The following is a 26,099-nucleotide window of genomic DNA, read 5'->3' as shown; positions in this document are numbered from 1 at the left end:
AGTATCGGAATCTGCAAAATCCGGAAAGCTGCAAAATCCGGGAGACGCGCTTTGAAAAATTCCGAGATTTCACGCCGCCAGATGCTGAAAGTGCCGCTCATCGGCGCGACGATCGCCGCGACATCTCAATCCGGTCTTGTCTGCGAGGCCCTTGCCCAGCCCGTTCCAGCTTCGTCGCCAGCGCCCCCTGGCGCTTTCGCCCACAATGTCGAAGCAGTGGGCTATACCGATCTCGATCATCGCCCAGCCTTCAAAATGGCGATCAGGCAGGTTGGCGAACGTTGGTATCTCTACACTGGGCACTTCTGGCACTCCGGCTGGAGCATCGTGGACGTGACCGACCCGGCCAAGCCCGAGACGGTCAAGTTCGTGCCCTATCTCGGCACGAATACTTGGACTCTACAAATAGATTTGTCCGGCGACACGATGGTGACCGCCCTCGAAAAGCCCTTTGCTAATTTCGGCGGTGACCCCGACGCACCGTTCGGCGAAGGCGTTCTGATCTGGGATATCGCGGACCCCATCAATCCGAAACAACTCAGTCACTACCGCACCGGCGGAAACGGCACGCATCGCAACCTCTATCCCGGTGGACGTTATGTCCACCTTGCCGCCGGCATGCCGGGTTACAGGGGCAACATCTACGTCATCCTCGATATTTCGGATCGCTCGAATCCGCGCGAAGCCGGACGCTGGTGGGTGCCGGGCCAGCACGAGGCCGGCGGCGAGAGCTTTGCGGCTGCGAAGCCCGCCGCCGACCAGGAGACCGTCGATCGCTACCGGTTGCGACTGAAGCCGCAATGCATGTGCGGCGCCTTCTGCGCCAGCACGGGCGAGGATGTCTCGCTGCACGGCCCGCCTTATGTCACTGGCAATCTTGTCTATTTGCCTTATGGTGCGGCGGGAATCGTTGTGCTCGATATTAGCGATGTCTCCCAGCCGAGGCAGGTCGGCGGCCTGAGCTTCAGCCCTCCGTTTCACTCGCGCTTCGGTGTGCATAGCGTGCTGCCGATTCCAGAGCGCGGCATTGCCTTCGCCAATTCGGAGAACGTCACCTATGGACTTGGTCCGAGGCATCACGCTTCGATCGTCGATATTTCCGATTCCAGTGAACCCTTTCTGCTGTCGCTGTTGCCTGAACCAGTGCCACCCGAAGGCGCTCCCTATTCGGATTTCACAACTCGTGGCGGCTGGCGCGGACCGCACAACATCAACCACCACCAGCATCATCCCGATGTCCAGAAACAAGGCGATCTGTTCTATATCGCGCACTTCAACGCCGGGCTCAGGGTCTATGACGTCTCGAATACTCGGCTTCCGCGCGAGGTCGGCTACTTCATCCCGCCGGAGCCAGTCCGACGCTACGGCCCTATGCCGGAAGACAAGCTGGTTGTTCAGACCGAGGACGTGGTCGTGGACCGGCGCGGCTTCGTTTACATAACTGACAAGAACCAGGGGCTCTGGATTCTCCGCTACACCGGCCCGCGGCCGGAAACGGATCGAACGTGACGGTCACATTCATCCTGAATGAAGCCTTAGTCGGAGCGCGGAAGCGGAGGCAGTCAGGATTTGCCGGGAGTTTCATGGCACCGCGACATGATGAGCCGATACGGATTTTCCGACACGGACATCGATCGCTTTTGTAAAGTCCGGCGCCATGCGAAATCAAAGCTTGATTACATACTCCTTGCGCGTCGTTTCAAGCACTTCCCAGCTTCCTCTAAAGCCCGGCCTCAGCACGAAGCTGTCGCCTGCCCTGACGGTGCGCGCATCGCCGCCGTCTTCAGCGATCACCGAAACCCCTGACAGGATGTGGCAGAACTCCCACTCATCATATTCGATGCGCCATTTGCCTGGCGTCGCTTCCCAGACGCCGGCATAGAGGCCGCCGTGCTGTTCCTCGACATTCCAGGTGCGGAATTTCGGATCGCCCGACATCAGGCGATCCGGCGCTGGTGCGCCAAGTTCCGGTTCGACGGCGTCGACGCCGACGGAAAGAAATTTCGGCGTGGCCATGGCGATCAAACCTTGGCGAGAGCCTGTTCCAGATCGGCGACGATGTCGTTGACGTCCTCGATGCCGACCGAAAGCCTGACCGTGTCAGGCCCTGCCCCGGCGTTGATCTTCTGCTCGTCGGAAAGCTGGCGATGCGTGGTCGATGCCGGGTGGATGACCAGCGACTTGGTGTCGCCGACATTGGCCAGATGCGAGAACAGTTCGAGCGCCTCGACGAACTTAATGCCCGCCGCATAGCCGCCCTTCAGCCCGAATGTGAACACCGCGCCGGCGCCAAGCGGCGAGTACTTCTTCTGCAACGCGTTGTTCTTGTCGCTGGGCAGGCCGGGATAGGAAACCCAGGCGACCTTGGGATGGTTGGAAAGCCATCCGGCGACCGCCGCCGCATTGTCGCAGTGGCGCTGCATCCTGAGCGGCAAGGTTTCCAGACCGGTCAGGATAAGGAATGCGTTGAACGGCGAAATCGCCGCGCCGATGTCGCGCAGGCCGAGCACGCGAGCAGCGATGGCGAAGGCGAAATTGCCGAAGGTCTCGTGCAGGACGAGGCCGCCATATTCGGGGCGCGGCTCCGACAGCATCGGATACTTGCCCGACTTCGACCAGTCGAACGTGCCGCCGTCGACAATGGCGCCGCCGATCGAATTGCCGTGACCGCCGATGAACTTGGTCAGCGAATGCACGACGATGTCGGCGCCATGCTCGATCGGCCGCAGCAGATAGGGCGAGGCCAGCGTGTTGTCGACGATCAGCGGCAGGCCGTGCTTGCGGGCGATGTCGCCGATCTTCTCGATGTCGACGAAGACGCCGCCGGGATTGGCCAGGCTCTCGATGAAGATCGCCTTGGTCCTGTCGTCGATCTGGCTCTCGAAGGTCGAGATATCGTTGGTGTCGGCCCAGCGCACCTGCCAACCGAAATTCTTGAAGGCGTGGCCGAATTGGTTGATCGAGCCGCCGTAAAGCTTTGTCGCTGAAACGAAATTGTCGCCGGGCTGCATCAGATTGTGGAAGACCAGCACCTGCGCGGCATGGCCGGAGGCGACCGCAAGGCCTGCCGTGCCGCCTTCGAGTGCCGCGATGCGCTCTTCCAGCACCGCCTGGGTCGGGTTCATGATGCGGGTGTAGATGTTGCCGAACGCCTTCAGCCCGAACAGCGAGGCGGCATGATCGGCATCGTCGAAGACGAAGGAGGTGGTCTGGTAGATCGGCGTCGCTCGCGCGCCGGTCGCCGGATCCGGCTTGGCGCCGGCATGGACGGCGAGCGTGTTGAAACCGGGCGTGCGGGCCATCGAAAAACCTCCCTCAATGGTGAATGGTGAATGGTGAATGGTGAATGGTGAATGGCAAAGTCGGCCAGCCCCACCCTGATTGCAAGCGGCTCATATGCCGCCTTGCCGGCCTTCCAGAAAAATCCTTCTATTCACCATTCACTATTCATTACCTACTTCTGGCGAACGCCGAAACTCTGGAATCCCGGCCGCATCAGCGGCTTCTTCGACGACAGCACGCCTGAATTGACGCCGGTCCAGCCGATCTCGCCGGACAGCTTGCCATATTCGATCTTGGGGCAACGGTTCATCACCACCTTGATGCCGGCGGCTTCGGCGCGTGCGGCCGCCTCGTCATGGCGTATGCCAAGCTGCATCCAGATGACCTTCGGCAGCGGATCGAGCCGCAGCACCTCGTCGACGATGCCCGGCACGGCAGCGGAAGCGCGAAACACGTCGACCATGTCGACGGGTCCCGGAACGTCGGCGAGCCTGGCATAGGTCATCTGGCCGAGGATCTCCTTGCCGGCCTGGCCGGGATTGATCGGGAACACCGAAAACCCCTTGCCGAGCAGATATTTCAGCACGAAATAGCTCGGCCGCACGTCGTTGGCCGACGCGCCGACCATGGCGATGGTCTTCACCGAATTGAGAATGCCGGCGATATAGGCGTTGTCGTAGGCGTCGTGGTTCATGCCTTGTCCTCATACAGCGCTTCGGAGTGAGGTGCCAACAGCCGCGTCAGTGGCTTGCAATGGGCCAGGGAAAGCCGTCAGCCCGGCAGCGAAATCGATCCGTCTTCCGCGATCGGAAAAGCCGGATTGTGCGCGACTTCCCAGACATGCCCGTCGGCATCGGCGAAATAGCCGTACCAGCCGCCCCAGAAGGCGCGCCCGGCCGGCTTGACGATCTTGCCGCCGGCCTTCTCAGCCGCCGCAAGCACTTCGTCGACCTCGGCGTCAGAGCGGGTGTTGTAGGCGAGGTAGACGGCCGACGGCGCCTTCGAGAAGCTGACGCCCGAATCCTCTTCGGCGCTTGGGCGCGGAAACAAGCCAAGAATGGCGCCGCCCATCTGGAAGAAGGCAACGCCCTCGGTGATCCCGGCATGGCGGGTCAGGCCCATCGCCTCATAGAAGCGCGTCGCACGGTCGAGATCGTCGGTGGCGATGGTGATGATGGAGATGCGCGGTTCCATATCCGCCTCCTATTCCTCCGGCCATTCCGGCTTGCGCTTGCCGATGAAGGCGCCAATGCCCTCTTCCGCATCGCGCGCCAGCATGTTCTCGACCATGACGCGCCCGGTGTAATCATAGGCCTCGGCCAGCCCCATTTCTGCCTGTTCGTAGAAGGCTTCCTTGCCGATCTTGACGACCAGAGAGGATTTGGACGCAATGGTTTGCGCGTATTTGGTGACAATCTGATTCAGATATTCGCGCGGCACGACGCGGTTGACCAAGCCGAATTCCTTGGCGGTTGCCGCATCGATCGTCTCGCCGGTCAAAAGCATCTCCATGGCGTGCTTGCGCGAAACGTTGCGCGACAGCGCCACCATCGGCGTCGAGCAGAACAGTCCGATATTGACGCCAGGCGTGCAGAAGGTCGCCTCGTGCGAGGCGATGGCGAGATCGCAGCTGGCGACCAACTGCAATCCGGCCGCCGTCGCCAGACCGTCGACTTCGGCGATCACCGGCTTAGGATGGCGAACGATCGCCTGCATCAGCGCGGCGCATGCGGAAAACGTCTTTTCGAAGAAGCCCCTGCCGCGATCGGCATCGGCGCGGTGCGCGCTCAACTCCTTGAGGTCGTGCCCGGCGCAGAACACTTTGCCGGTCGCCCCAAGGACGATGACGCGGACGGATTTGTCGGCCTTGGCGCGGTCGAGTTCCGCCGTCAGCGCCGCCATCACTGCAAGCGAAAGAGCATTGGCCGGCGGATTGGCGAGCGTAAGGCGCAGCACGCCGTTGTCCAGCCTGGAGACGACCGGCCCTTCGGCAACGGCAGGCTTGATGGCGACGATTTCGGCCATGATCATTCCTCTGCGATTCCGGATCGATGATGGACTAATCTAGTATGCCGCCTCGCTTCGTCCAACTCCCTCGTCCGCTTCTGCCATAATGAATGGGGTGTTGCCAGAAACGCCACGTCGCGTTCATACATGCAGGGCGCAAACCGGGAGACTGAAATGCCCGCCCACAGCAATCTCAAGCCGGTGCTGACGGCTGCCGAAATCAACGCGCTGATGGCGACCATTTTCCCGCAGCTCAACGACCAGTTCACCTTCTACGAGGCGTTGGAGGTGTTTCCAGGCGGCTGTGTCGTGCGGCTCAACGCCGACGAGCGCCATTTGCGTCCCGGCGGCACCGTGTCGGGTTCGGCGCTGTTCACGCTGGCCGACATAGGCGGTTATGTCTGCGTGCTCTCGCATGCCGGGCCGGATGCGCTTTCGGTCACCACCAGTCTCAACATCAATTTCGTCCGCAAGGCCGAGAGTGGTCCTATCGACGGCCATTGCCGCATCCTCAAGCTCGGCAAGAGCCTGATGGTGTTCGATATCGACATCGTCGCCGGCCCGGAGGGACACACGGTAGCGCACGCAACGGGCACCTATTCGATCCCGCCAAAGCGGATTGATGGTGTGGTAAAATAATACCTTTCATCCAAGGCATTGTTTTTGCTGGATTTTGATAGCTCGCCGACATTTCACGCGCCTTGACGCAGTCGCCGTCCTCTCCTATAAGCCCTCACGGAACAGCGGCCCGCAAAGGCCGCCGTTTTGTTATTGGCGGCGGGCAAGCGCCTTTCGCCAATCCAAGCAACAAGAAACGCCTTCTTTGAAGGTCCGAACCGAAAGCAACAATCCATGGCAACCTTTTCGCAGAAGCCTGCGGATGTGGTGAAGAAGTGGGTGCTGATCGACGCCGAGGGTCTCGTCGTCGGCCGTCTCGCCACTGTCATCGCCAATCATCTTCGCGGCAAACACAAGCCCACCTTCACCCCGCACGTCGACGACGGCGACAACGTCATCGTCATCAATGCCGACAAGGTGGTGTTCACCGGCAAGAAGTTCACCGACAAGGTCTATTACTGGCACACCGGCCACCCCGGCGGCGTCAAGGAGCGCACCGCGCGCCAGCTGCTCGAGGGTCGTTTCCCCGAGCGTGTCGTCGAGAAGGCCGTCGAACGCATGATCCCGCGTGGCCCGCTCGGCCGTCGCCAGATGAAGAACCTCCGCGTCTATGCAGGCACGGAACATCCGCATGTCGCCCAGCAGCCCGTCGTCCTCGACGTGGCCAAGCTGAACGCCAAGAACAAAAAGGTTTCGTAAGATGGCTGAGCTTTCCTCGCTCGCAGAACTCGGAGCTGCCACCGGCAATACCAACACCCAGCCGGCCGCACCCGTCCACGTCCAGAAACTCGATAAGTCGGGCCGCGCCTACGCCACCGGCAAGCGAAAGAACGCCATCGCCCGCGTCTGGGTGAAGCCCGGCTCCGGCAAGATCGTCGTCAACGACAAGGTGTTCGCCGAATATTTCGCGCGCCCGGTCCTGCAGATGATCCTCAACCAGCCGATCATCGCCGCCAACCGCGCCGGCCAGTACGACATCGTCGCCACCGTCATCGGCGGCGGCCTCTCCGGCCAGGCCGGTGCCGTGCGCCACGGCATCTCCAAGGCGCTGACCTATTACGAGCCGGCGCTGCGCGCCGTGCTCAAGAAGGGCGGCTTCCTGACCCGCGACAGCCGCGTCGTCGAGCGCAAGAAGTACGGCAAGGCGAAGGCCCGCCGCTCCTTCCAGTTCTCGAAGCGTTAAACAGAGACCTGTTTTCTATCGATTTTTTCAGAGGGGCTGCGTATTCGCAGCCCCTTTTCTTTGTCGACATAGCAATCCCGCATCTTCAGGTGACCCAACATAATATTAGTAGTATCTTAATTACAGGCGCGTTCCAGATCCCAGGCCAGCAGCCAACTCCACAGAGCGGGAGCTGTGCACGTTGCGACGCGCCGGTAACCCGACGCTCGCGAAGGAGGAGGCAATGCGCATCCATTCCAGCAGTGTGTTTCTGGCAGCTGTCGCCGCCACTTGGGCATTCGCCGCGCCTGCGGCCGACAAAAGCGACGAGCAGCTGATCGATAATGCGATTACAGCGGCACCGGCGGCTGTCGGCAAAAACGCCGCCGTCGTGAATTGGGAGATGAAAACGTTGAGGAAGGGCACCAACGGTTTCACTTGCATCCCGGACGACCCGAGCACTCCCGCCGACGACCCAATGTGCACGGATGAGAACGGGATGGCGTGGATGCACGCGATCATGTCCAAGAAGGAGCCGCCTGCAGGGAAAGTTGCTTTCGCCTACATGCTAAAAGGAGGCGATGCGGCCAGCAATACCGACCCCTTTGCAACCAAGCCGCCGGAGGGGGCCGAATGGCTGCATGATGGTCCGCACGTGATGGTCATGAACGCACCAGACATGATGGCCTTGTATCCCCACGAGCCGAACCCCACACAACCATACGTCATGTTCCCCGGCACGCCCTACGCGCACCTGATGATTCCAGTCAAATAGATCAAGCAACACCTGCCGCGAAGCGTAGTGGCGGGTCACCTGAGGGAAGGGAGCCGCGCTTATTTTCGGGCGCGGCTCTCCTGGGTGTCAGGGCTGGCCGGCGGACGCCTTGATGAAGTCAATGAACGCCCGCAACGGTGCCGGCACGAGGCGCCGGCCGGGATAGTAAAGGAACGGCCCGGAGAAGCTCTGCCACCAGGGTTCAAGCAGCGGTTCGAGCGCCCCGCTCTCGAAGTGAGGGCGTAGCCAATCCTCGAACAGGCTGATGATGCCCGTGCCGGCGATGGCTGCATCGACTTTGAGGTCAGTCGCCCCGCCCAGGGTCACGAGAAGCGGCCCCGTCGGGTCGACCCGCACCACCTCGCCGTCGCGCTCGAATTCCCACGGCGGCATCGCACGGCTGGCAAAGCGGCCGCGCAGGCAGGCGTGGCCGAGCAGGTCGCGCGGGTGTTGCGGCCGGCCATGACGATCCAGGTAGGCCGGGCTGGCGGCGGTGGCGAAGCGCTGCACGCGCGGTCCGATCGGCACAGCGATCATGTCCTGCTCCAGCCGCTCCTCATAGCGAATGCCGGCGTCGCACCCCGCCGCCAGCACATCGACGAAGCTCTCCTCCGAGATCACCTCCAACCGGATGCCTGGATAGGCGGCGAGAAAAGGCGGAACGATGCTGGGCAGTACCAGCCGCGCCGCGCTGACCGGCACATTGAGGCGCAACGTACCTGCCGGCCTGTCGCGAAAGCCGTTCACTACGTCGAGAGCCGACTCCACCTCGGTCAAGGCAGGACCGAGCCGCGCCAGCAGGCCTTCGCCGGCTTCCGTCAGGACAACGCTGCGGGTCGTCCGGTTGAGCAGCCTGACACCGAGCTGCGTCTCCAGGCGCCGCACCGCCTCGCTCAAGCCGGACGCACTGCCGCCGCTGGCGCGTGCCGCATCCCGAAAGCCTTTGGCGCGCGCTACGGCCACGAAGGCGTTCAGGTCCCCGAGATCAATCTGCATTGTTCGTCATTCCGCACAGCCCGTGCGAATTGTAGCCAATTATCATGAGATCGGACAGCGTCTATCTGTGCACCGTTCCTGAAGGAGAAAGACCATGTTCAGCGTCAACCATTCCGGCACATTCATCCTCGGCGACCGTAAGGTGAGACGGCTCGGCTACGGCGCCATGCAGCTCGCAGGGCCAGGCGTCTTCGGCCCACCAAAGGACCACGACGCGGCATTGGCCGTACTGCGCGAAGCCGTTGCACAAGGCGTCAACCACATCGACACCAGCGACTTCTATGGCCCGCAGGTGACCAACCTGTTGATCCGCGAAGCGCTCGCACCCTATCCCGACGACCTCGTTATTGTCACCAAGATCGGTGCCCGACGCGGCACGGATGGCTCGTGGCTGCCGGCTTTCTCGGCAGAAGAGCTGACACAGGCGGTGCACGACAATCTGCACAATCTCGGACTCGACGTGCTGGAGGTGGTCAACCTTCGGGTCATGTTCGACGCGCATGGCCCCGCCGAAGGGTCGATCGAGGCGCCGCTTGCGACGCTTGCCGAGCTCCAGCGACAGGGCCTCGTGCGCCACATCGGGCTGAGCAACGTCACCGCCGCACAGATCGCCGAAGGCCGCCGGATTTGCAGGATCGTCTGCGTGCAGAACCAGTACAATCTGGCGCATCGGGGCGATGATGCCTTGATCGACGATCTGGCCCGCGACGGCACCGCCTATGTGCCGTTCTTCCCACTTGGCGGCTTCAACCCGTTGCAGTCGTCGACCTTGTCCAAGGTCGCGGCACGCCTCGGCGCCACGCCCATGCAGGTCGCGCTCGCCTGGCTGCTTCGCCGCGCGCCCAACATTCTTCTGATTCCCGGCACGTCTTCCGTCGCGCATCTGCGGGAGAACCTCGCCGCTGCCGACCTCGAACTGTCGGACGATGTCATCAAGGAGCTGGATGGTGTGGCAATGGCGGCCTGCGGGTAGATTGCGGAAGGCAGTGATGAGCCAATCTCCCCCAAGTGGGTTCCCTTGCGGGGGAGATTGCCGGCAGGACAGCGAAGGCGCGACCTTGCAGGCGGAACCGCCGAGGCGCTGAAGGATCGTCGCATTTTTCTGCTACTACGCCACATTTTGTTCTTGCTTTGTGCCGGCAGCTATGCTACTAATCTGGGTATGGTGCTAATTGGCTCCAGCGACCCGCCCACGGAGGCGGGTTTTCTGTTTCTGGGTTCCTTCGAAAGTTTGGCGCTGCCGGCCTGGGGTCGGCGGGACAGCGCCCTTCTGCCCTGCCGGGCATCGTCACCACAAGAGGGAGATCCAATTCTCGCCGCGCCGGTCTAGTTGATGCTGGCCGTGTTGGCCGGCTCGGCCGGGCGCTTCTCACCGGCATAGGGCACGCGAAAACCGTTCGCCGCCAGCCAACTGATGGCGGCCTTCGGTTCGTCGGTCTGGATGATGGTGGCGCCGCGCTCGACCCAGAAGCCATAAGTCTCGCGCGGCAGGCTGGCCGCAACCGCCAGCTCGTCGCCGCGACCGCCGGCGAGGAAGCCTCCCGGCTTGTTGACGATGGCATAGGTGTCGGCCCAGATGTGCCAGTCGCCCCTCACCGCCAGCGCGCGCATGCGCGGGCTGAACAGCGGGCCGCCGGTCTCGGTCAGTGTCTCTGATCCCATGCGCCAGTTGATCATCTCGACCGCGCGCATCGGGAAGGCCCGGCCCACTTTCTCGGCAAACATGGCGTCGCGAACCGCGTCATCGGCGATAATCGGCATGAACTGGAAGCCGCTGCCGATCGCGTCCATGGCGGCCTTGACACTGGCAATCCGCTCCGCATTCCACAGGTTCTCCTTGACGATCACCTGTTCGGCCATGCCGAGGTCGCGCGCAACCGCGACCATGCCGACGAGGCTTTCGGTGTCGAGCTTGTTGTCGAGATTGATGAGGATCCTGTCCCTGGTCGTCATCAACATCTCGCGCAACGTCGAGACCGTCTCGCCCGTAACGGCGCCGGTGCCTTCGATCACCAAACGGCACGTCTTGAGTTCGGCCATCGTGCGGTTGACCACCTCACCCTTGCAATTCGTCGTGCGGTCGAGCCAACTGTCATGCATGACGACGAACTGTCCGTCCTTCGAGCGCCTTATATCGACCTCGACGATTTCGGCGCCCATTGCGATCGACGCCTCGGCGGCGGCGATCGAATTTTCGGGATAGAGCGTCTTGCCGGATTGCATGCCGCCGGCGCGGTGCGCGGCCACTATCACATGGTCGCGCCATTGGTTGGCGTGCTCGAAGCGGTCGAGAATCTGCCTGGCGCGCGTTTCGCCTGCCGATGCCTGGCCAAGGGAGAGCGCCAGCGCCGCGGAAAGTAGAAGGCTCAGCCAAATCGTTCGCATGAGACAGGTCGTTCGCACGAGAATCGCTCCGTACCGGGATCGCACCCCGGTTAAGCGATGCCCGTGACAGGCAGGTGAACGAAGCCGGCTTGCAAAATGCCGGAAAATCAGGTCAGCGCCGGCCGAAGCAGTCTTCGGCGGCTACTTTCGGTTGCTTGCCAGGCAATCTCCTGGCGAGCCTGCCGGGTTCGCCTGGCGAGCAAGGATTTGTGACCGGATCGAATGGCCATGATCCTCCGCAGGGGTCGCAATTCTGAGAATTATGTCCAATAAGGGTGCGCGTCGACGCACAGGAGATCGCTTCATGCCGCCAAGGACCATCGATCATGCCTTCACCACCCGCTCCAGGACGGGTGCGTCGTTCGAGCCGACCTATGCCGGCGCCCTGTCGTTCATGCGGCGCAAATATTCGAAGGACGTGAAGGACGCCGATGCGGTGGTGTGGGGCATTCCCTTCGACGCTGCGGTCACCAATCGGCCGGGCGCCCGTTTCGGACCGCAGGCAATCCGCCGCGCCTCGGCCATCCTCGACAACGACCCGCAATATCCGTTTTCGCGCGATCTGTTCGAACAGCTTGCCGTGGTCGATTATGGCGACTGCCTGCTCGACAGCGGCAATCACCAGAAGACGCCTGCCACGATCGAACGCGAAGCGGCCAAGATCCTGAAATCCGGCGCCTTTCTGCTGTCACTCGGTGGCGATCACTTCGTCACCTGGCCGCTGCTCAAGGCGCATGCCGCCATCCATGGCCCGCTGGCTCTGGTGCAGTTCGACGCACACCAGGACACCTGGCCCGACGACGGCAAGCGCATCGATCACGGCTCCTTCGTCGGCCGTGCAGTCAAGGAGGGCATCATCGACCCCGACCGGTCGATCCAGATCGGCATCCGCACCCATGCGCCCGACACGTTCGGTATCAAGATCCTGTACGGCCATGAAGTGGAGGAAATGCGTGCGTCCGACATCGCCTATGCCATCGTCGACCGTACGGGCGGCAAGAAGACCTATGTCACTTTCGACATCGATTGCCTGGACCCGGCTTTTGCGCCCGGCACCGGAACGCCGGTCGCGGGAGGCCCGTCTTCGGCAAAGATCCTGTCGGTGCTGCGCCAGATCAACCAGCTCGATATCGTCGGCGCCGACGTCGTCGAGGTTGCGCCAGCCTATGATCACGCCGATATAACGGCGATTGCCGGCTCGATGGTGGCCATGCACTATCTCGGGCTGCTGGCGGAACGAAAGGCCCGGCTCGAGGAAATGAACCAAGGCAATCACAGCGTTGCCGGATTGAATCAGGCGAGCGGCATATAGCTTTGAGATAACAGGAATTTTGGCACGCAATGAAACCGAAAATCTTCATCGACGGCGAGCACGGCACCACCGGTCTGCAGATAAGGGCGCTGCTTGCCGAGCGCGGCGACCTGGAAATCATCTCCATCCCGACCGAGCGCCGCAAGGAAACGGCAGCGCGCGCCGAGTTCCTCAATGCCGCCGATGTCGCGATTCTCTGCCTACCGGACGCGGCCGCCAAGGAAAGCGTTTCGCTGATCGCCAATGACACCACCAAAGTGATCGACGCCTCGACGGCGCATCGTGTCGCCGATGGGTGGGAATATGGTTTCGCCGAAATGGACAAGGACCAGGCGAAGAAGATCGCTTCGGCGAAGCGCGTCGCCAATCCTGGCTGCTGGCCGCAAGGACCAATCGCGACGCTGCGGCCGCTGGTTGCGGCGGGGCTGCTGCCGGCCGATTTTCCGGTCACCGTCAACGGCATTTCCGGCTATTCCGGCGGCGGCCGGCCTATGATCGAGGATTATGTCGCCAAGGGCGAGGATGCGCCGGAATTCCTGCCCTACGGACTGACGCTGCAGCACAAGCACGTGCCGGAACTCAGGACCTATGCCAGGCTTTCGCACGATCCGATCATGCAGCCGGCAGTCGGCAATTTCGCGCAAGGCATGATCACGGTGGTGCCGCTGCAACTCGGCGGCCTCGACCATGTGCCGACCGGCGCCGAGCTTCACGCGGCGATCGCCGATCATTTCGCTTCCATCGATGGCGGCGTGGTCGAGGTGGCGCCGTATCTGCATCAGGAACGCATGCCCGACATCGATCCGGAGATCTACAACGGCACCAACCGGATGAAGCTCTATGTCTTTGCCAATGATAACAGGGCGCAGGCGCTGCTGCTTGCCGTCTACGACAATCTCGGCAAGGGCGCCTCGGGCGCTGCCGTGCAGAACATGGATCTGATGCTCGGCCTCTGAATGGATGCGCCAGCATTTCCGAAGCGCTGGAAGGTCGGCGCGCCCGAACTCATCGCCGAAACGTTCAGCAGCCGCATCTGGAAGGTTGATCGCGAAGACGGCTCACCGGCAATCGTCAAGGATCTAAAGCCTTTCGACGATGTCGAGGACGAGTTGCGCAGCGAGCATTTCCTCGCCTGGCGACGCGGCGAAGGCGCGGTGCGGCTGCTGGGTCGCGATGGCCACCGGATGCTGCTCGAGTATGCCGGCGAAACCTCGCTGTCACAGATGATTGCGGATCAGGGCGACAATGCCGCCACCGCGATCGCGGCGGAGGTAATGGCCAAGCTGTTCTCGCCGTCGAAGCACCCTGCCCCGCCGGACCTTCAGCCGTTGCGGATCCGGTTTTCCAGCCTGTTCAAAAAGGCGAAGGCCGATCGCGCCGCCGGCGAAAAGAGCCTGTATGTCGAAGCTGCCGAAATCGCGGAACGGCTGTTGTCCAATCCGCACGACGTGCGGCCGCTGCATGGCGACCTGCATCACGACAACATCATGCACGGTCCGCGCGGCTGGCTGGCGATCGATCCGAAGGGCGTTCTCGGCGACCCCGGCTTCGATGCCGCCAATGTGTTCTACAACCCACTCGACCGAGACGATCTTTGCACCGATCCGCGGCGGATCGCGCATATGGCGCATGTCTTTGCAGCAACGCTCGGCCAGTCGCCGCCCGCGATACTGGACCACGCCATCGCCTATGGCTGCCTGTCGGCTGCATGGCACCATGAAGATCGCAATGCGGTCGACGAAAACCGCGAACTGGCGATTGCCGCGGCAATCCGGCGGGTGCGGCTCAGCCTCTGAGAGCGATCTCGTGGGGCAGCGGGTAAGCGCCCTTGGTACCGCGCCAATGCGCGGCGGCGAAGCCCAGCAGAAACAGCGCGAATGCCTGATGCGTCAGGGCCATGTGCAGAGGCACCTGCATCAATAGCGTGCCGATGCCGATCGACGCCTGCACCACGACAATCAGGAACAGCAGCGTCGCGCGTCGGGCATGCGTCGTGCCCGGCAGGCGCTGGCGTGTCGCAATCATGTGCCAGAGCGCGACCGCGAAGATCGTGTAGGCGCCGACCCGGTGGACGAATTGCACCGTCTTCGGGTTTTCGAAGAAATTGCGCCATGCCGGCTCCAGCAGCAGCAGGTCGCCGGGAACCAGCTTGCCGTCCATCAGCGGCCAGGTGTTGTAGCTCAAGCCGGCGTCTAGCCCTGCGACCAGCCCGCCGAGATAGATCTGGACCAGCGCCAGCAGCACCAGGAAGCCGGCCAGACGTTGCGTCGAGCGGTCGGCAGCAGGTTCCGAGTGCGGCGCCAGCCCACGCGCGACCACCATGGTCGCCGTGAAGATCAGCGCCGCCAGCGTCAGATGCGTCGCCAGCCGGTATTGGCTGACCGAAACCCGGTCAACCAACCCGGACGCCACCATCCACCAGCCTATCGCGCCCTGCAGGGCGCCGAGAAGGAGGATGCCCGACAACTTCGTGCCGAGGCCCCGCTCGATGCGGCGCGTCGCCCAGAAGAGCAGCAGCGGCAGGGCGAAGACCACGCCGACACTACGCGCCAGGATGCGGTGCACCCATTCCCACCAGAAGATCGACTTGAACGCCTCGATGCTCATGCCGTTGTTGAGTTCGGCATATTGCGGGGTCTGCTGGTAGCGCAGGAACTCCTCCTGCCACTCGGCATCATTGAGCGGCGGGATGACGCCGTGTATCGGCTGCCATTCGGTGATCGACAGGCCGGAATTGGTGAGCCTTGTAGCGCCGCCGACCAGTACCAGCGCAAACAGCACCAGGAGCACGACATAGAGCCAACCGCGTACCAGCGCGCGGTTGCGAAGGTCGCGATCGCGGGCGGCGAAAGGCGCGGCATCGGATATGGCAGCAGCCATGGATTTGTCCCGGCGGTTGAAGTCGCGGATTGGTGAACCATCGCAACCCGGCTTGCAAGACCGGACAGCGCGGCACGCCGTCGCGCCGTTTCTGGCGGGTTGCGCGTATTGGCTGTTCGGCCTAAGCGATAGCGATCAACGAGATCGCGCCATGCCCATTCGCCTGAAAAAGCTGATCGGAAGCTTCCTGCTGGTAGTGCTGGTCATAGTCTATGCGCTGGTCGCCTCGATTGTGGCGGTCGCCCAATTGTCGCAGTCCGGGCCGCTGGCGCACTTCATCTTCTTCCTGCTCAGCGGGCTTTTGTGGGTGCTGCCGGCGATGGGCATCATCAAATGGCTGATCCTGGAGCCGCGGCCGAAGGGGCGAGGCAACAGTTAGATCGTCACCACCGTCTTGCCGGCATTGGCCAGCGGCGTCGTCACGCCCGACAACATTGTTCGGATGTGGGCGACGCTCTGGTAGCGGCCATTGACCGAAATGCGCGGCAGGGCGTGCAGGAAGCCGGCATGCTCGGCGCGGAGTATGCCGTGGCGGGTCGTCACCGCCGAGGCGTAGCCGGCATCGCGGACTAGGCCTACTTCGCGGCGGCCGACGGCACTGGCATAACCGTAGGGATAGGCGAAATGGCGCGGCTCCTCGCCAAGTTTGGCCTGCAATATGCGCTTGACGTCGCCGATCTCATGTCGCGCATCGCTCTCGGGAAGCCGCTTCAGATTGCAGTGATTGACGCTATGTGCGCCGATCGTCACCAGCGGGTGCCCGGCCATGGTGCGGATCTCGTCCCAGTTCATCAGCGTGCTCGGGCGCGGACCACCCAATTCGATGCCGTTCGAGCGCGCCAGATCGCGCAACACCGCACGCTGGTCCTGCTCGCGCACCTTCAGCGTCAGATGAGCGTGCAGGCGCGCATTGGCCTGGACCTTTTTTCCCGGACTCGAGCAGTCGATTGTCACCGGGCCAGCGGGCGTCGTCAGCGTCAGGCGATCGCGCGCATTGACGATGTCCTCGACCACGTCCCACCACAAATCGGCAGCGCCGTCGATCAGTCCCGGCGCGACGTAGATGGTGATCGGCGCGCCGTGCTTCTCCAGCACCGGCAGCGCCTCGGTCATGTTGTCTCGATAGGCGTCGTCGGCGGTGATCGTCGCAAACTGGCCGTCCTTGTCGCCGGCCTTGATGCGCTCGATCGCCTCGTCAAGCGTGACGAAACTGTAGCCGTTCGCCTTCATGTCGGCGATCACGGTGTCGAGAAACCCAGGCGCGATGTTCAAGTGGCGGTTGACGCCGTTCGGCTTTTCCGGTGTCGCGGTTACCCGATGCAGCATCAGGATGGCGCCAAGGCCGCCGATAAACGGCTTGGCCAGCGGCGCGAGACCGGAATAGCGGGCGAGATTGAGCGCCAGTTTGCGGATTGCCTCGCCCCCGTCGATCATTCATTCACCTTTTGCGCCTAAGCTCATCAAGCATGGAATGCGCCTGCGCGGACCCCCAATCGCGACGAATACGCCCCAAGGATTGAGGTATGGTTGACGCCACCGCGTCATTTGACGGCAATCGGCTGGCAAGCAGCGAGGCGTCGCCGTATGCCTTGCCGGCCGGCAAAGCCGGCCTGTCAACCTCGGTCGCCGATAGTGCGGCGTTGGCGGCGTACGCAGAATTCTGCCATTCGGCGCTTTTTGCCCCTGCGCAAAGCGCCGGCTGGATCCTGAACTGGGCCGCACATACCGGCGCCGACGTTGTCGTTGCGACGCTGCGCGCCGAGGACAGGCCGGTTTTCTCACTGGCGCTGGAGGTCACTCGCAGTGGAGCGTTCCGCGTCGCCCGGTTCATGGGCGGCCGCCATGCAAACGGCAATTTTGCCGCCGCCGACCCGCAATGGCTGGCGAATGCCGATAGCGCGGCGATCCGCTCGATGCTGGCGGCGATTGCCAAGGCGCGGCGCGACATCGATCTTGTCGCGCTGGAGCGGCTGCTGCCCGATCTCGACGGCGTTGCCAACCCGCTCTCCGCCTTGCCGCATTTTTCGAGCCCCAATCTGTCGCTGGCTGCCGGTCTTGTGGGAGGATTTGACGCACTGCTCACCCGCGTGAGCGGCAAGCGCAGGCGCAAGAAGCATCGCTCGCAGGCGCGCAAGTTCGAGGCCGTTGGCAGCTATCGTCGCATCGAGGCGAGGACTGCGGACGAGGTGCACATGCTGCTCGATGCCTTTTTTGAGATGAAGGAATCCCGCTTCCGCAAGATGGGCATCGCCAATGTTTTCGGTGAGGCGGAGGTGCGCGCTTTTTTCCGCTCGCTGTTTGCCGACGCGCTTCAAGAGGAAGATCCGTCCTTCGTCCTGCATGGGCTGGAAGTCGCCGGCAAACTTCGTGCAGTCACCGGGTCGAGCCGCTCGGGCAAGCGGCTGATCTGCGAGTTCGGGGCGATTGCCGAGGACGACCTCGCACACACCAGCCCGGGCGACTTCCTGTTCTTCGAGAACATCCAGGAAGCCTGCGAGGCGGGTTTCGAAATCTATGATTTCTCGGTCGGCGACGAACCCTACAAGCGATTGTGGTGCGATGTCGAAACGCAGCATTTCGAGGTGCTGGTTCCGCTGACGCTGAAAGGTCGTGCGCTGGCGCTTGCGCTCAGGCACGGCGCAAGCCTGAAGGCATTCATCAAGCACAGCCCAATGGTCTGGAAGCTGACCAAGCTGCTGCGCCGCAAAGCCGTGGGGCGGACAGCACCGGCCGCAGGCGAAGACGACAGCTGATTTCGATTTGAGAGAAAACTGCCTCAGGCGGCCGAGCGCCGTCCTGGCATTGGGCCCGGCGCCACATGGCCGATGGGCGTGACCAGCGTCAGGTCGGGATAGCCACTCTCGATGAGCGCGACCGCGGCCTGCGTCACCTCGTCGTCCGGCTCAAGCATGGAGAGCAAAACCTCGGTCCCCTCGCCCACTAGGCGGCTGATGCCTTGCGCGCCGGCCGGTCCGCATTCGACCACGACCAAATCATAGGCGGTGGTCAGCGACTGCATGATTATCGGCAGCCGGTCGGCGGCGCGCATGGCGCGGACCGGATCGGCTGTGCCGACGGGAATCACGTGGCAGTCCGAATAGAGATCGGGGTGGATCACATCGCTGAACTGCGCTTGTGAGGCGAGCAGATCGGTGATGCCCGGAAACAGCCCGCTGTCCAGCATCGGCCGCGAGGCGGCACCCGAAGCGGTGAGATCAAGCAGCAGCACGCGAAGCCCGGCGTCGGAGACTGCGCGCGCCACCAGCACTGCCGAGGCAGCCGCCTCGTCGCCTTCCGGCGAGACGAATATGGCGCGGGCGGCACCGGTGGCGATCAGTTTTTCCGCGGCCTTGTCGATGTCGACCTCGCCGAGGATAGAACGTGCCGGTTCAATGTCTCCAGCTGCCATTTCAGAGTACTCCGGTTCGATTTTCTCGGCAGCCGCTTCCGCCACCGCGACGGGTTCCGGCTCCACTTTGCTTTCAATGATATTGTCGTCGTCGGCCTCATCGATCTCAACGACTGCCGGTTCGGACCGGCCAACCGACGGGTCGGGCTCGGCCATCACGCGTTCGGCCTGGACAGCCGGCATCGCAACCTGCTCGATGCGCTCGAAATGGGCACCGGCGGCCGGACGCATGGCGCGGCCGGAAAACAGTTCCTGCAGCAGCGTGACGATCGCCATGATGAGCAACGAGCCGACAAAGGCCGCACTGACAATCGGACCAATCTTGGGGAAATAAGGTTCGGCCGGCACCTGGGCCTCCGAAAATACGCGAGCGTCGACGGGCAGATAGTTGCGATCCTTGCGTGCGGCCGCCTGGAGATAGCTGGATGAATAGAGATCGAGCTGCTGACGCTTGGTCGCGGCATCACGCTGCAGCGCATCGAGTTCCACCTGCTCTTCGCCGGCGCGGGCGGACGCCGCCTTCAGCGTGTTGACGTCTGCCACGAGTTGAGCCTCTCGCGCCTTCGCGGTCTCGGCCTGCGCCATCAGACCTTTCATGATCTTTTCCGCTTCGTTGCGGATCTGGCGGTCGAGATCCGCGAGCTGCGACTTCAGCGCGCGGATGCGCGGATGGTTGTCGAGCAAGGTGGTGGAAAGGTCGGCGATGTTGTTCTTGAGTTCGACTTGCCGCTCGCGCAGGCGCTGGATCAGTTCGGAAGACAACACCTCCGGAACGGCATCCAGCGAGCCGCCATTGCGCAACGCCCTGCGCACGCTGTCAGCGGTCGCTTCCGCCGAAGCGCGATTGGCGCGCACGCGTGACAGTTCGCTCGACAATTCGGACAGCTGCTGGGTGGCAAGCACCGAATTGTTGCCGCCCATCAAAAGATCGGACTGCGCACGGAATGCGGCAACCTTGGCTTCCGCCTCCTTCACCCGGTTCTGCAGATCCGCGATTTCCGGCGCCAGAAAGTCGGTGGCGGCGGAATTCGATTCGAGCTTGGCATTGCCCTTGGAGGCGATATAGGCGTTTGCAATGGCGTTCGGGATCGCGGCGGCAAGCTTTGGATCCTCTGACGAGAACTCGATTGCGATCGCGCGGGTTTTTTCAACGCCATAGACGTTGAGCTTCTCATGCATTGCGTCCAGCACGCGCTCTTCCAGCGGAATCTCGAACGGATCGCTTTTCAAGCCAACAAGGACAAGGGCGCGGCTCAGCGCCGACATCTTCAGCGCCTCGTCGAATTCGGGCAATTTCGCCAGGTTGAGCTTCGCCGCCACTTGCTTGAGGATGTCGGGGGACGAGATGATCTGGACCTCGGTGGCCACAGCCTCTTCGTCGGGAATCGACCGCTCGTTGCCGTTGGCCCCGGCTGGCCGCGTGAACTCCGATTCTCGAGGCCCGATCTCCAGCTTGGCTGCCGCCTTGTATTCGGGCGTTGCAAGCCAGGCGAGCGCAAAGGCCAGGCCGGTTACAACCAGTGCGACGACAAGGATGCGCAGCCAGTTTCGCGCCAGGCTGGCGAAAAGCTGCCTGAGATCGACGTCGACATCTGCGGCCGCGGATTGAACGGACATGCATCCCTGCTCCGGTACTGAGTCAGCATGCACCGTAAACAACTATGGTAACTCAGCCGTTAATATCGCGGTAAGAACCTGTCAGGCCCTATTAACAAGCCGCAAACAAGAGGCTGAAAACCATCTGCATTCGTCGATCCGGCCCGCATCGGCCGCGCGCCTTTACCGGCCATTAACCCTAACAGGATGATAACCGAGCTCGATCGTTAAGGTTTGCCGCAGAGTCGCCGGCTATTCAAAGGTACGTGTCCGCTCATGAAAAGCACTGCTCCCCTTTTCCGCGCGCTGCTTGCCGTATCGATGCTTTCGGGCTGCTCCAGCTACCGGCCGACGCCGGCCGCATTCCATGAAGTTCTCGACCAGCCCTATCGCCTCGGCGCCGGCGACCGCGTCCGCGTAACCGTGTTCGAGCAGGAAGGACTGACCAATACCTACAGCGTCGATCAGTCCGGCTATCTCTCGCTGCCGCTCGTCGGCAACGTGCCGGCGCGCGGCCACACCGCCCAACAGCTTGAAAGCGAGATCGCCGAGAAACTGCGACAGGGTTATTTGCGGGATCCCGATGTTTCGGTAGAAATCGATCGCTACCGGCCGATCTTCGTCATGGGTGAAGTGAGTGCGGCGGGGCAGTATTCCTACGTTCCAGGCCTGACCGTGCAGAAAGCCGTCGCCATCGCCGGCGGGTTCACGCCACGCGCCAACCAGGAAAGCGTCGACATTACCCGCGACATCAACGGCAAGGTGATAACCGGACGCGTGGTGACCTCCGACCCGCTGCTGCCCGGCGATACAGTCTATGTTCGCGAACGCCTGTTTTGATGTGCTGACAAAGTGGCGGACACACTCAGGATCGTCCACTGCTTTCGCTCACCGGTCGGAGGCATCTTCCGGCATGTGCGCGACCTGACCGAGGCTCAGGTCGCCGCCGGCCATGCCGTCGGCATCGTCTGCGATTCGACGACGGGCGGCGATTTCGAGGAACGGCTGTTCGAACAGATGAAAGGCAGCCTGGCGCTCGGCATTCACCGCACCCCGATGCAGCGTCATGTCGGGCCAGGCGATCTCGCCTCGGCCCGGCGCACCTACAGGATCATAAAAGAATTGCGGCCGGACGTGCTGCACGGGCATGGCGCCAAAGGTGGCGCCTATGCCCGTCTGTTTGGCTCATTGTTGCGGGTATCCAGGTCTCGCGTAGCCCGCCTTTATTCGCCGCATGGCGGCTCGCTTCACTATGACGAGACCACCGCCATGGGGAAGCTGTTCTTCGCGCTCGAGCGCTTCATGGCTCGCTTCACCGATTGCCTGCTGTTTGTTTCCGATTATGAGCGGCGGACTTATCGCAGGAAGGTCGGCGAGCCGCCCATTCCGAACGCTCTCGTCCACAACGGCCTGCGCGCCGCCGAGTTCGAGCCGGTGCGGACCGAGCACAATGCGGTTGACCTCCTCTATATCGGCATGATGCGCGACCTCAAAGGCCCGGACATCTTCATCGATGCGCTGGGGCGAGCCGCGACACGGCTCGGCCGCCCATTGAAAGCGCTGATGGTCGGCGACGGCGACGACCTGCCGCGCTATCGCGCCCAGGTAGATCAGCTCGGCCTCGAGGTCAGCTTCCTGGCGCCGATGCCGGCCAGGCTCGCCTTCAGGCTGGCCGAACTGGTCGTCGTTCCCTCGCGCGCGGAAGCCATGCCCTATATAGTTCTGGAAGCGCTCGCCGCCGGCAAGCCGATCATCGCGACGGCGGTCGGCGGCATACCGGAAATCTTCGACACCGGCTCGCCTGTCCTGATCCGGCCCGACCCGCGCGAACTTGGCGACAAGATAAGCGCCGCATTGGCCGATCTCGACACCTACAAAGGCCTGATGCCCGGCCTCGCCGACCTCAAGGCACGCTTCGGCGCCGATGTAATGGCCGCCGAAATCGAAAAGGCCTATTTCGCCGCGCTCAAAAAATAGAACAACGGGTTTCCACCGGGCTGCTCCTGGTGAAAGCGTCTCCAAAGCCATCCGTTGTTTCAAGGGTTTCTTAGCTCTCTTTTGCTATTCACCTGAGGGAAACCTGCGGACGCCCCATGAACGAAATCGACCCAGCGCGCCGTTTTTCGCTAGACGCGGTGCGCAAATTCGACGCCCCTGCCGAGAACAATACGGCCGGCGGCATGAACGATGTTGCCCGCCAGGTCGCCTCGCAATACCGGCGCGATACGATGTCGCCGATCATGGTGAGCGGCGTCCTGCGCATGGTGGAATTCGCGCTGCTGTTGGTGTCAGGTCTTGCCGTCTATTTCTATTATGTCGGCTTTTTCAACTATCTTGCCTGGCAATACTCACTGACGATCGCCGCCACTTCGTTCCTCGCGGTCGTTCTGTTCGACGTCACCGACCGCTACCAGATCGTCGCGCTGATGCGGCCGATCGCCAATTTCGGCCGTCTCCTGCTGGTCTGGGCCGGAACATTCGCCTTGATGGCGCTCACCGCCTTCACCATGAAAATGTCGGAAGACTATTCGCGCCTGCTCTTCGGCACGTGGTTCGTCGTCGGTTTCGTGCTGATCCTGGGTCTCCGCCTGGTGATGTCGAAGCTGATCCGGCGCTGGGCGCGCGACGGGCGGATGGAGCGCCGCGCCGTCATCGTGGGCGGCGGCAAGGCGGCGGAGGTATTGATCCGCTCGGTCGAAAGGCAGCCCTACAACGACATCCGCATCTGCGGCATCTTCGACGACCGTGGCGACAAGCGGTCACCGCCGGTTGTCGCCGGCTATCCCAAGCTCGGTACAATTTCCGAACTCATCGAATTTGCCCGCATCGCGCGCATCGACATGCTGATCGTATCGCTGCCGCTGACCGCCGAATCGCGCGTGCTGCAGTTATTGAAGAAGCTGTGGGTGCTGCCGGTCGACATCCGGCTATCGGCGCATTCGAACGCGCTGCAGTTCAGGCCGCGCGCCTATTCCTACATCGGCTCGGTGCCGATGCTCGATATCTTCGACAAGCCGATCAACGACTGGGATTCGGTCGCCAAGCGCGCCTTCGACATTGTCTTTTCGATCATCGGCATCATCGTGTTCTCGCCGGTGATGCTGGCGACCGCAATCGCGATCAAACTCGACAGCAAGGGGCCGGTGCTGTTCCATCAGAAGCGGCACGGCTTCAACAACGAGATCATCGACGTCTACAAGTTCCGTTCGATGTATACCGACAAGGCGGACCCGACGGCCAAACAGACCGTGACCAAGAACGATCCGCGCGTCACCCGCGTCGGCCGCTTCATCCGCAAGACCTCGGTCGACGAACTGCCGCAGTTCTTCAATTCGCTGTTCGGTTCGCTGTCGCTGGTCGGGCCGCGCCCGCACGCCATTGCCGCGCAGTCGCACAACCTCCTCTACAATGAAGTGGTCGACGGCTATTTCGCTCGCCACAAGGTCAAACCCGGTGTGACCGGCTGGGCGCAGATCAATGGCTGGCGCGGCGAGATGGACACCAACGAGAAGATTCGCATGCGGACGGAATACGACCTCTATTATATCGAGAACTGGTCGCTCTTGTTCGACCTCAAAATCCTGTTCCTGACGCCGATCCGACTGCTCAATACGGAAAACGCGTATTGAGCGCGACGGCCTATGAATTGCCCGCGACGGCGGTCAACGCCAAGCTGATTGCATTGGTTGCTTCGGGGGCGGTTTTCCTCGGTGTTTTCCTGTCGGGCTTCGTCATCGATGAACCGGCGCCATACGACCTCTATATGGTCGGGCTGATCGTGGTGTGGCCCTTGTTCGGCCTGCGCATACAACGCGCGGCGGTGCCGCTGCTGGTGCTGCTGGTGATCATGAACATCGGCGGCATGATCTCGATGACGCAGATGTCGGACCTCGCCGGCACGCCGCTCTATCTCGCCGTCTCGCTGTTCCTGGCCTTAACCGCGGTTTTTTTCGCTTCGGTAACGGCGGTCCGGCCCAGTCTCTACCGGGTGATCTTCGTCGCCTATGTGGTGTCGGCGGTGCTGACTTCGCTGGTCGGCATAGCCGGCTATTTCCATGCCTTTCCAGGAGCCGAGATCTTCACCAAATACGACCGTGCCGCCGGCGCCTTCCAGGACCCGAACGTGTTCGGTCCGTTCCTGGTGCTGCCCGGCATCTACCTGCTCTACCTGCTGCTTACCGGCTCGGTCGCACGCATGCCGCTATTGGCGGTGCCGTTGCTGATCATCACCGCCGGCATCTTCTTTTCCTTTTCGCGCGGCGCCTGGGGCATGTTCGCCGTTTCGGCGATCCTTTTGACCGGTGCCTTGTTCCTGCAGAGCGCCAGCGGCAAGTTCAGGCTGCGCGTCGTCGTCATGACCATCGCCGCCGTCGGACTGCTGGTCATCGCAATGATCGTCATCCTGCAACTGCCAGGAGTCGCCGAAATGTTCTCGAACCGCGCACAGCTCGAACAAAGCTACGACACCGCCCGGCTCGGCCGCTTCGCCCGCTATACGATCGGCTTTCAGATGGCACTGGAGCATCCGTTCGGCATCGGCCCGCTCGTCTTCGGCAAGATCTTCGGCGAGGACACGCACGACATCTGGCTGAAGATGCTGATGGATTACGGCTGGCTCGGCTTCGTGTCGTTCCTGACGCTGACGTGCTGGACGATCGCCGCCGGCTTCCGCATTCTGCTGCGCGACCGGCCGTGGCAGCCTTATCTTCTATGCGCCTACGTCGCCTTCATCGGCAATATCGGGCTCGGCACCTTCATCGACATCGACCACTGGCGCCATGTCTACCTGCTGCTCGGCTTGATCTGGGGTGCCATCGCGCTCGAATACCGCCACCAGTGGCAGTTGCGGGCGACGCAGCGACCGGCAATCCCCGTCGCGGTTGCCTCAGGCAGGACAGCAACCGAATTCGGTTGACCGGACCCGGTCTATCACGATACATCGCGACCGGTCCGGAGTGTAGCGCAGCCCGGTAGCGCACTTGACTGGGGGTCAAGGGGTCGTCGGTTCGAATCCGGCCACTCCGACCATTAAAATCCAAAGGCTTAGCCAGTTTTCCCCCAAACTGGCTGTACAGACAATAGCCGCACTGCAGCCAGCGCAACATACGCAGGCGCGTGATCTCATCGAGGAATCGATCACGCATCACTCGTGCGCGAGGCACGGAGGCTGGCGTCTAGCCAGAAGCCCACCGAGAAACCGCGCGGTAATGGCTAGGTAAGCTTTGCTGCGTACGCCAACCTTTATCGTGAGAAAAGGTCCCGCCGCACATGCCAGAACGGCGGGACTCGATCAGGCGCCTTGCATCAGGCAGGGGTGACTCGGGGGTTGGGCATGCCCGGTGCGCGCGGATCGTACTGAACCCTAGGCGCATCAGCTGCAATGCGTCCACCAACCATCGGTTGGAAAGAACTAATTCAATCCCGACGGCTGGCCTGGCCTGAACAGGCGCGCGCTCAAGGCTCAGTTTCTTCCCGGGGAGGAGCTTTTTGGTCAGGACAATCAGGATAGGGCAATTCTTCACACGGAGAGGGCCTGTCGCCAACGCTGCGATAATGTTCCGCGAGTTTTGCGAAACCGTAGGCGAAGGCGAAAAGAAGCGCGAGGACAACCGCTATTCGGACGGCCATACCGTATTGTAGCAGGATCCTCGCATTGGAGCGCGCGGCGTTTTGGTAC

General features: G+C 62.4%; 25 protein-coding genes and 1 tRNA gene. 16 read left to right on the top strand and 10 right to left on the bottom strand.

The features are described from left to right. Nucleotides 1–51 precede the first annotated feature (51 nt). Complete coding sequence (locus tag NKH30_RS18720) at nucleotides 52–1,509, top strand: LVIVD repeat-containing protein (protein WP_352996529.1); 1,458 nt, start codon at nucleotides 52–54, stop codon at nucleotides 1,507–1,509. Between the two features lie 156 nt (nucleotides 1,510–1,665). Here the strand turns inward: NKH30_RS18720 and NKH30_RS18715 are convergent, their stop codons facing one another. The 5 genes from NKH30_RS18715 to NKH30_RS18695 all read right to left on the bottom strand — a co-directional run bounded on the left by NKH30_RS18715 (nucleotide 1,666) and on the right by NKH30_RS18695 (nucleotide 5,307). Beyond that, nucleotides 1,666–2,016 carry a cupin domain-containing protein gene (locus tag NKH30_RS18715; protein ID WP_352769997.1) on the bottom strand — a complete coding sequence of 117 codons (351 nt, stop codon included), beginning with the start codon at nucleotides 2,014–2,016 and terminating at the stop codon, nucleotides 1,666–1,668. A gap of 5 nt (nucleotides 2,017–2,021) precedes the next feature. Continuing rightward, nucleotides 2,022–3,302: an O-acetylhomoserine aminocarboxypropyltransferase gene (locus tag NKH30_RS18710; protein ID WP_023674650.1), complete on the bottom strand. Its 1,281-nt coding sequence runs from the start codon at nucleotides 3,300–3,302 to the stop codon at nucleotides 2,022–2,024. A 152-nt stretch (nucleotides 3,303–3,454) separates the two neighbouring features. After that, a complete protein-coding gene (locus NKH30_RS18705) occupies nucleotides 3,455–3,976 on the bottom strand; it encodes a CoA-binding protein (RefSeq protein WP_352918825.1) in 522 nt (173 codons plus the stop codon). A gap of 77 nt (nucleotides 3,977–4,053) precedes the next feature. Further along, nucleotides 4,054–4,476: a VOC family protein gene (locus tag NKH30_RS18700; RefSeq protein WP_352770005.1), complete on the bottom strand. Its 423-nt coding sequence runs from the start codon at nucleotides 4,474–4,476 to the stop codon at nucleotides 4,054–4,056. Between the two features lie 9 nt (nucleotides 4,477–4,485). After that, nucleotides 4,486–5,307, bottom strand: coding sequence for an enoyl-CoA hydratase (locus tag NKH30_RS18695; RefSeq protein ID WP_352501540.1), 822 nt, complete (start codon nucleotides 5,305–5,307; stop codon nucleotides 4,486–4,488). Nucleotides 5,308–5,463: 156 nt separating this feature from the next. On the opposite strand from NKH30_RS18695, the gene NKH30_RS18690 reads away from it, so the two are divergent. The 4 genes from NKH30_RS18690 (at nucleotide 5,464) to NKH30_RS18675 (ending at nucleotide 7,844) form a co-directional block, all read left to right on the top strand. Further along, nucleotides 5,464–5,928 carry a PaaI family thioesterase gene (locus NKH30_RS18690; RefSeq protein ID WP_352682013.1) on the top strand — a complete coding sequence of 155 codons (465 nt, stop codon included), beginning with the start codon at nucleotides 5,464–5,466 and terminating at the stop codon, nucleotides 5,926–5,928. 213 nt (nucleotides 5,929–6,141) lie between these two features. Then, the gene (rplM, locus tag NKH30_RS18685) at nucleotides 6,142–6,606 is read left to right on the top strand and encodes a 50S ribosomal protein L13 (protein WP_023674645.1); all 465 of its coding nucleotides are present in this window, start codon (nucleotides 6,142–6,144) and stop codon (nucleotides 6,604–6,606) included. A 1-nt stretch (nucleotide 6,607) separates the two neighbouring features. Further along, nucleotides 6,608–7,090 (top strand): 30S ribosomal protein S9, encoded by a 483-nt coding sequence (rpsI, locus tag NKH30_RS18680; protein WP_023674644.1) that lies wholly within the window; start codon nucleotides 6,608–6,610, stop codon nucleotides 7,088–7,090. 223 nt (nucleotides 7,091–7,313) lie between these two features. Continuing rightward, complete coding sequence (locus NKH30_RS18675) at nucleotides 7,314–7,844, top strand: hypothetical protein (protein WP_352614136.1); 531 nt, start codon at nucleotides 7,314–7,316, stop codon at nucleotides 7,842–7,844. Between the two features lie 87 nt (nucleotides 7,845–7,931). Here NKH30_RS18675 and NKH30_RS18670 read toward each other — a convergent pair whose 3' ends face one another. Beyond that, entirely contained in the window at nucleotides 7,932–8,840 is a 909-nt protein-coding gene (locus NKH30_RS18670; protein WP_352614137.1) for a LysR family transcriptional regulator, read from the bottom strand. A 94-nt stretch (nucleotides 8,841–8,934) separates the two neighbouring features. Between NKH30_RS18670 and NKH30_RS18665 the strand changes: the two genes are divergently transcribed. Continuing rightward, nucleotides 8,935–9,813: an aldo/keto reductase family oxidoreductase gene (locus tag NKH30_RS18665; protein WP_352996526.1), complete on the top strand. Its 879-nt coding sequence runs from the start codon at nucleotides 8,935–8,937 to the stop codon at nucleotides 9,811–9,813. A 353-nt stretch (nucleotides 9,814–10,166) separates the two neighbouring features. Here the strand turns inward: NKH30_RS18665 and NKH30_RS18660 are convergent, their stop codons facing one another. Continuing rightward, nucleotides 10,167–11,225, bottom strand: a complete 1,059-nt coding sequence (locus NKH30_RS18660) for a glycerophosphodiester phosphodiesterase family protein (protein ID WP_352745892.1) — start codon at nucleotides 11,223–11,225, stop codon at nucleotides 10,167–10,169. A 304-nt stretch (nucleotides 11,226–11,529) separates the two neighbouring features. Between NKH30_RS18660 and speB the strand changes: the two genes are divergently transcribed. Genes speB through NKH30_RS18645 form a run of 3 tightly spaced genes read left to right on the top strand, consistent with a single transcriptional unit; the run spans nucleotide 11,530 to nucleotide 14,333 of the window. After that, the gene (gene speB, locus NKH30_RS18655) at nucleotides 11,530–12,537 is read left to right on the top strand and encodes an agmatinase (protein WP_352471982.1); all 1,008 of its coding nucleotides are present in this window, start codon (nucleotides 11,530–11,532) and stop codon (nucleotides 12,535–12,537) included. Nucleotides 12,538–12,566: 29 nt separating this feature from the next. After that, complete coding sequence (gene argC / locus NKH30_RS18650; protein WP_352501535.1) at nucleotides 12,567–13,493, top strand: N-acetyl-gamma-glutamyl-phosphate reductase; 927 nt, start codon at nucleotides 12,567–12,569, stop codon at nucleotides 13,491–13,493. Then, nucleotides 13,494–14,333 (top strand): aminoglycoside phosphotransferase family protein, encoded by an 840-nt coding sequence (locus NKH30_RS18645; RefSeq protein WP_352996524.1) that lies wholly within the window; start codon nucleotides 13,494–13,496, stop codon nucleotides 14,331–14,333. Here the strand turns inward: NKH30_RS18645 and NKH30_RS18640 are convergent. Further along, nucleotides 14,323–15,417 (bottom strand): COX15/CtaA family protein, encoded by a 1,095-nt coding sequence (locus tag NKH30_RS18640; protein WP_352745893.1) that lies wholly within the window; start codon nucleotides 15,415–15,417, stop codon nucleotides 14,323–14,325. The genes NKH30_RS18645 and NKH30_RS18640 overlap by 11 nt on opposite strands. Nucleotides 15,418–15,568: 151 nt before the next feature. On the opposite strand from NKH30_RS18640, the gene NKH30_RS18635 reads away from it, so the two are divergent. After that, complete coding sequence (locus tag NKH30_RS18635; protein WP_023674629.1) at nucleotides 15,569–15,796, top strand: DUF2842 domain-containing protein; 228 nt, start codon at nucleotides 15,569–15,571, stop codon at nucleotides 15,794–15,796. Here the strand turns inward: NKH30_RS18635 and NKH30_RS18630 are convergent. Then, on the bottom strand, nucleotides 15,793–16,851 hold the full coding sequence (locus NKH30_RS18630) for a polysaccharide deacetylase family protein (RefSeq protein ID WP_352996522.1): 1,059 nt from the start codon (nucleotides 16,849–16,851) through the stop codon (nucleotides 15,793–15,795). The genes NKH30_RS18635 and NKH30_RS18630 overlap by 4 nt on opposite strands. Nucleotides 16,852–16,940: 89 nt before the next feature. Here NKH30_RS18630 and NKH30_RS18625 point away from each other — a divergent pair, with 89 nt between their 5' ends. Continuing rightward, entirely contained in the window at nucleotides 16,941–18,170 is a 1,230-nt protein-coding gene (locus tag NKH30_RS18625) for a GNAT family N-acetyltransferase (RefSeq protein ID WP_352996520.1), read from the top strand. A 23-nt stretch (nucleotides 18,171–18,193) separates the two neighbouring features. On the opposite strand, the gene NKH30_RS18620 is transcribed toward NKH30_RS18625, so the two are convergent. Continuing rightward, complete coding sequence (locus NKH30_RS18620; protein ID WP_352770032.1) at nucleotides 18,194–20,443, bottom strand: GumC family protein; 2,250 nt, start codon at nucleotides 20,441–20,443, stop codon at nucleotides 18,194–18,196. A 255-nt stretch (nucleotides 20,444–20,698) separates the two neighbouring features. On the opposite strand from NKH30_RS18620, the gene NKH30_RS18615 reads away from it, so the two are divergent. The 5 genes from NKH30_RS18615 to NKH30_RS18595 all read left to right on the top strand — a co-directional run bounded on the left by NKH30_RS18615 (nucleotide 20,699) and on the right by NKH30_RS18595 (nucleotide 25,450). Continuing rightward, complete coding sequence (locus NKH30_RS18615; protein ID WP_352491882.1) at nucleotides 20,699–21,262, top strand: polysaccharide biosynthesis/export family protein; 564 nt, start codon at nucleotides 20,699–20,701, stop codon at nucleotides 21,260–21,262. A 12-nt stretch (nucleotides 21,263–21,274) separates the two neighbouring features. Further along, nucleotides 21,275–22,399, top strand: coding sequence for a glycosyltransferase family 4 protein (locus tag NKH30_RS18610; protein WP_352817641.1), 1,125 nt, complete (start codon nucleotides 21,275–21,277; stop codon nucleotides 22,397–22,399). Between the two features lie 116 nt (nucleotides 22,400–22,515). After that, nucleotides 22,516–24,051: an undecaprenyl-phosphate glucose phosphotransferase gene (locus NKH30_RS18605; RefSeq protein ID WP_352542416.1), complete on the top strand. Its 1,536-nt coding sequence runs from the start codon at nucleotides 22,516–22,518 to the stop codon at nucleotides 24,049–24,051. Next, nucleotides 24,048–25,337, top strand: coding sequence for an O-antigen ligase family protein (locus NKH30_RS18600; RefSeq protein ID WP_352542415.1), 1,290 nt, complete (start codon nucleotides 24,048–24,050; stop codon nucleotides 25,335–25,337). Before NKH30_RS18605 ends, NKH30_RS18600 begins: the two co-directional genes overlap by 4 nt. Before the next feature lie 36 nt (nucleotides 25,338–25,373). Further along, nucleotides 25,374–25,450: transfer RNA gene (locus NKH30_RS18595), tRNA-Pro, on the top strand. Nucleotides 25,451–26,099 lie beyond the last annotated feature (649 nt).

This window comes from Mesorhizobium sp. M1273, assembly GCF_040318195.1.
Taxonomy (GTDB): Bacteria; Pseudomonadota; Alphaproteobacteria; order Rhizobiales; family Rhizobiaceae; genus Mesorhizobium.
Note: the sequence above shows the minus strand (reverse complement) of the source record. Positions and strands in the feature narration are given on the sequence as shown.

Coding starts and splice junctions, on each gene's coding strand:
- NKH30_RS18715 (WP_352769997.1), bottom strand. CDS start 2,016: ATGGCCACGCCGAAATTTCTTTCCGTCGGCGTCGACGCCGTCGAACCG.
- NKH30_RS18710 (WP_023674650.1), bottom strand. CDS start 3,302: ATGGCCCGCACGCCCGGTTTCAACACGCTCGCCGTCCATGCCGGCGCC.
- NKH30_RS18705 (WP_352918825.1), bottom strand. CDS start 3,976: ATGAACCACGACGCCTACGACAACGCCTATATCGCCGGCATTCTCAAT.
- NKH30_RS18700 (WP_352770005.1), bottom strand. CDS start 4,476: ATGGAACCGCGCATCTCCATCATCACCATCGCCACCGACGATCTCGAC.
- NKH30_RS18695 (WP_352501540.1), bottom strand. CDS start 5,307: ATGGCCGAAATCGTCGCCATCAAGCCTGCCGTTGCCGAAGGGCCGGTC.
- NKH30_RS18690 (WP_352682013.1), top strand. CDS start 5,464: ATGCCCGCCCACAGCAATCTCAAGCCGGTGCTGACGGCTGCCGAAATC.
- rplM (WP_023674645.1), top strand. CDS start 6,142: ATGGCAACCTTTTCGCAGAAGCCTGCGGATGTGGTGAAGAAGTGGGTG.
- rpsI (WP_023674644.1), top strand. CDS start 6,608: ATGGCTGAGCTTTCCTCGCTCGCAGAACTCGGAGCTGCCACCGGCAAT.
- NKH30_RS18675 (WP_352614136.1), top strand. CDS start 7,314: ATGCGCATCCATTCCAGCAGTGTGTTTCTGGCAGCTGTCGCCGCCACT.
- NKH30_RS18670 (WP_352614137.1), bottom strand. CDS start 8,840: ATGCAGATTGATCTCGGGGACCTGAACGCCTTCGTGGCCGTAGCGCGC.
- NKH30_RS18665 (WP_352996526.1), top strand. CDS start 8,935: ATGTTCAGCGTCAACCATTCCGGCACATTCATCCTCGGCGACCGTAAG.
- NKH30_RS18660 (WP_352745892.1), bottom strand. CDS start 11,225: ATGCGAACGATTTGGCTGAGCCTTCTACTTTCCGCGGCGCTGGCGCTC.
- speB (WP_352471982.1), top strand. CDS start 11,530: ATGCCGCCAAGGACCATCGATCATGCCTTCACCACCCGCTCCAGGACG.
- argC (WP_352501535.1), top strand. CDS start 12,567: ATGAAACCGAAAATCTTCATCGACGGCGAGCACGGCACCACCGGTCTG.
- NKH30_RS18645 (WP_352996524.1), top strand. CDS start 13,494: ATGGATGCGCCAGCATTTCCGAAGCGCTGGAAGGTCGGCGCGCCCGAA.
- NKH30_RS18640 (WP_352745893.1), bottom strand. CDS start 15,417: ATGGCTGCTGCCATATCCGATGCCGCGCCTTTCGCCGCCCGCGATCGC.
- NKH30_RS18635 (WP_023674629.1), top strand. CDS start 15,569: ATGCCCATTCGCCTGAAAAAGCTGATCGGAAGCTTCCTGCTGGTAGTG.
- NKH30_RS18630 (WP_352996522.1), bottom strand. CDS start 16,851: ATGATCGACGGGGGCGAGGCAATCCGCAAACTGGCGCTCAATCTCGCC.
- NKH30_RS18625 (WP_352996520.1), top strand. CDS start 16,941: ATGGTTGACGCCACCGCGTCATTTGACGGCAATCGGCTGGCAAGCAGC.
- NKH30_RS18620 (WP_352770032.1), bottom strand. CDS start 20,443: ATGTCCGTTCAATCCGCGGCCGCAGATGTCGACGTCGATCTCAGGCAG.
- NKH30_RS18615 (WP_352491882.1), top strand. CDS start 20,699: ATGAAAAGCACTGCTCCCCTTTTCCGCGCGCTGCTTGCCGTATCGATG.
- NKH30_RS18605 (WP_352542416.1), top strand. CDS start 22,516: ATGAACGAAATCGACCCAGCGCGCCGTTTTTCGCTAGACGCGGTGCGC.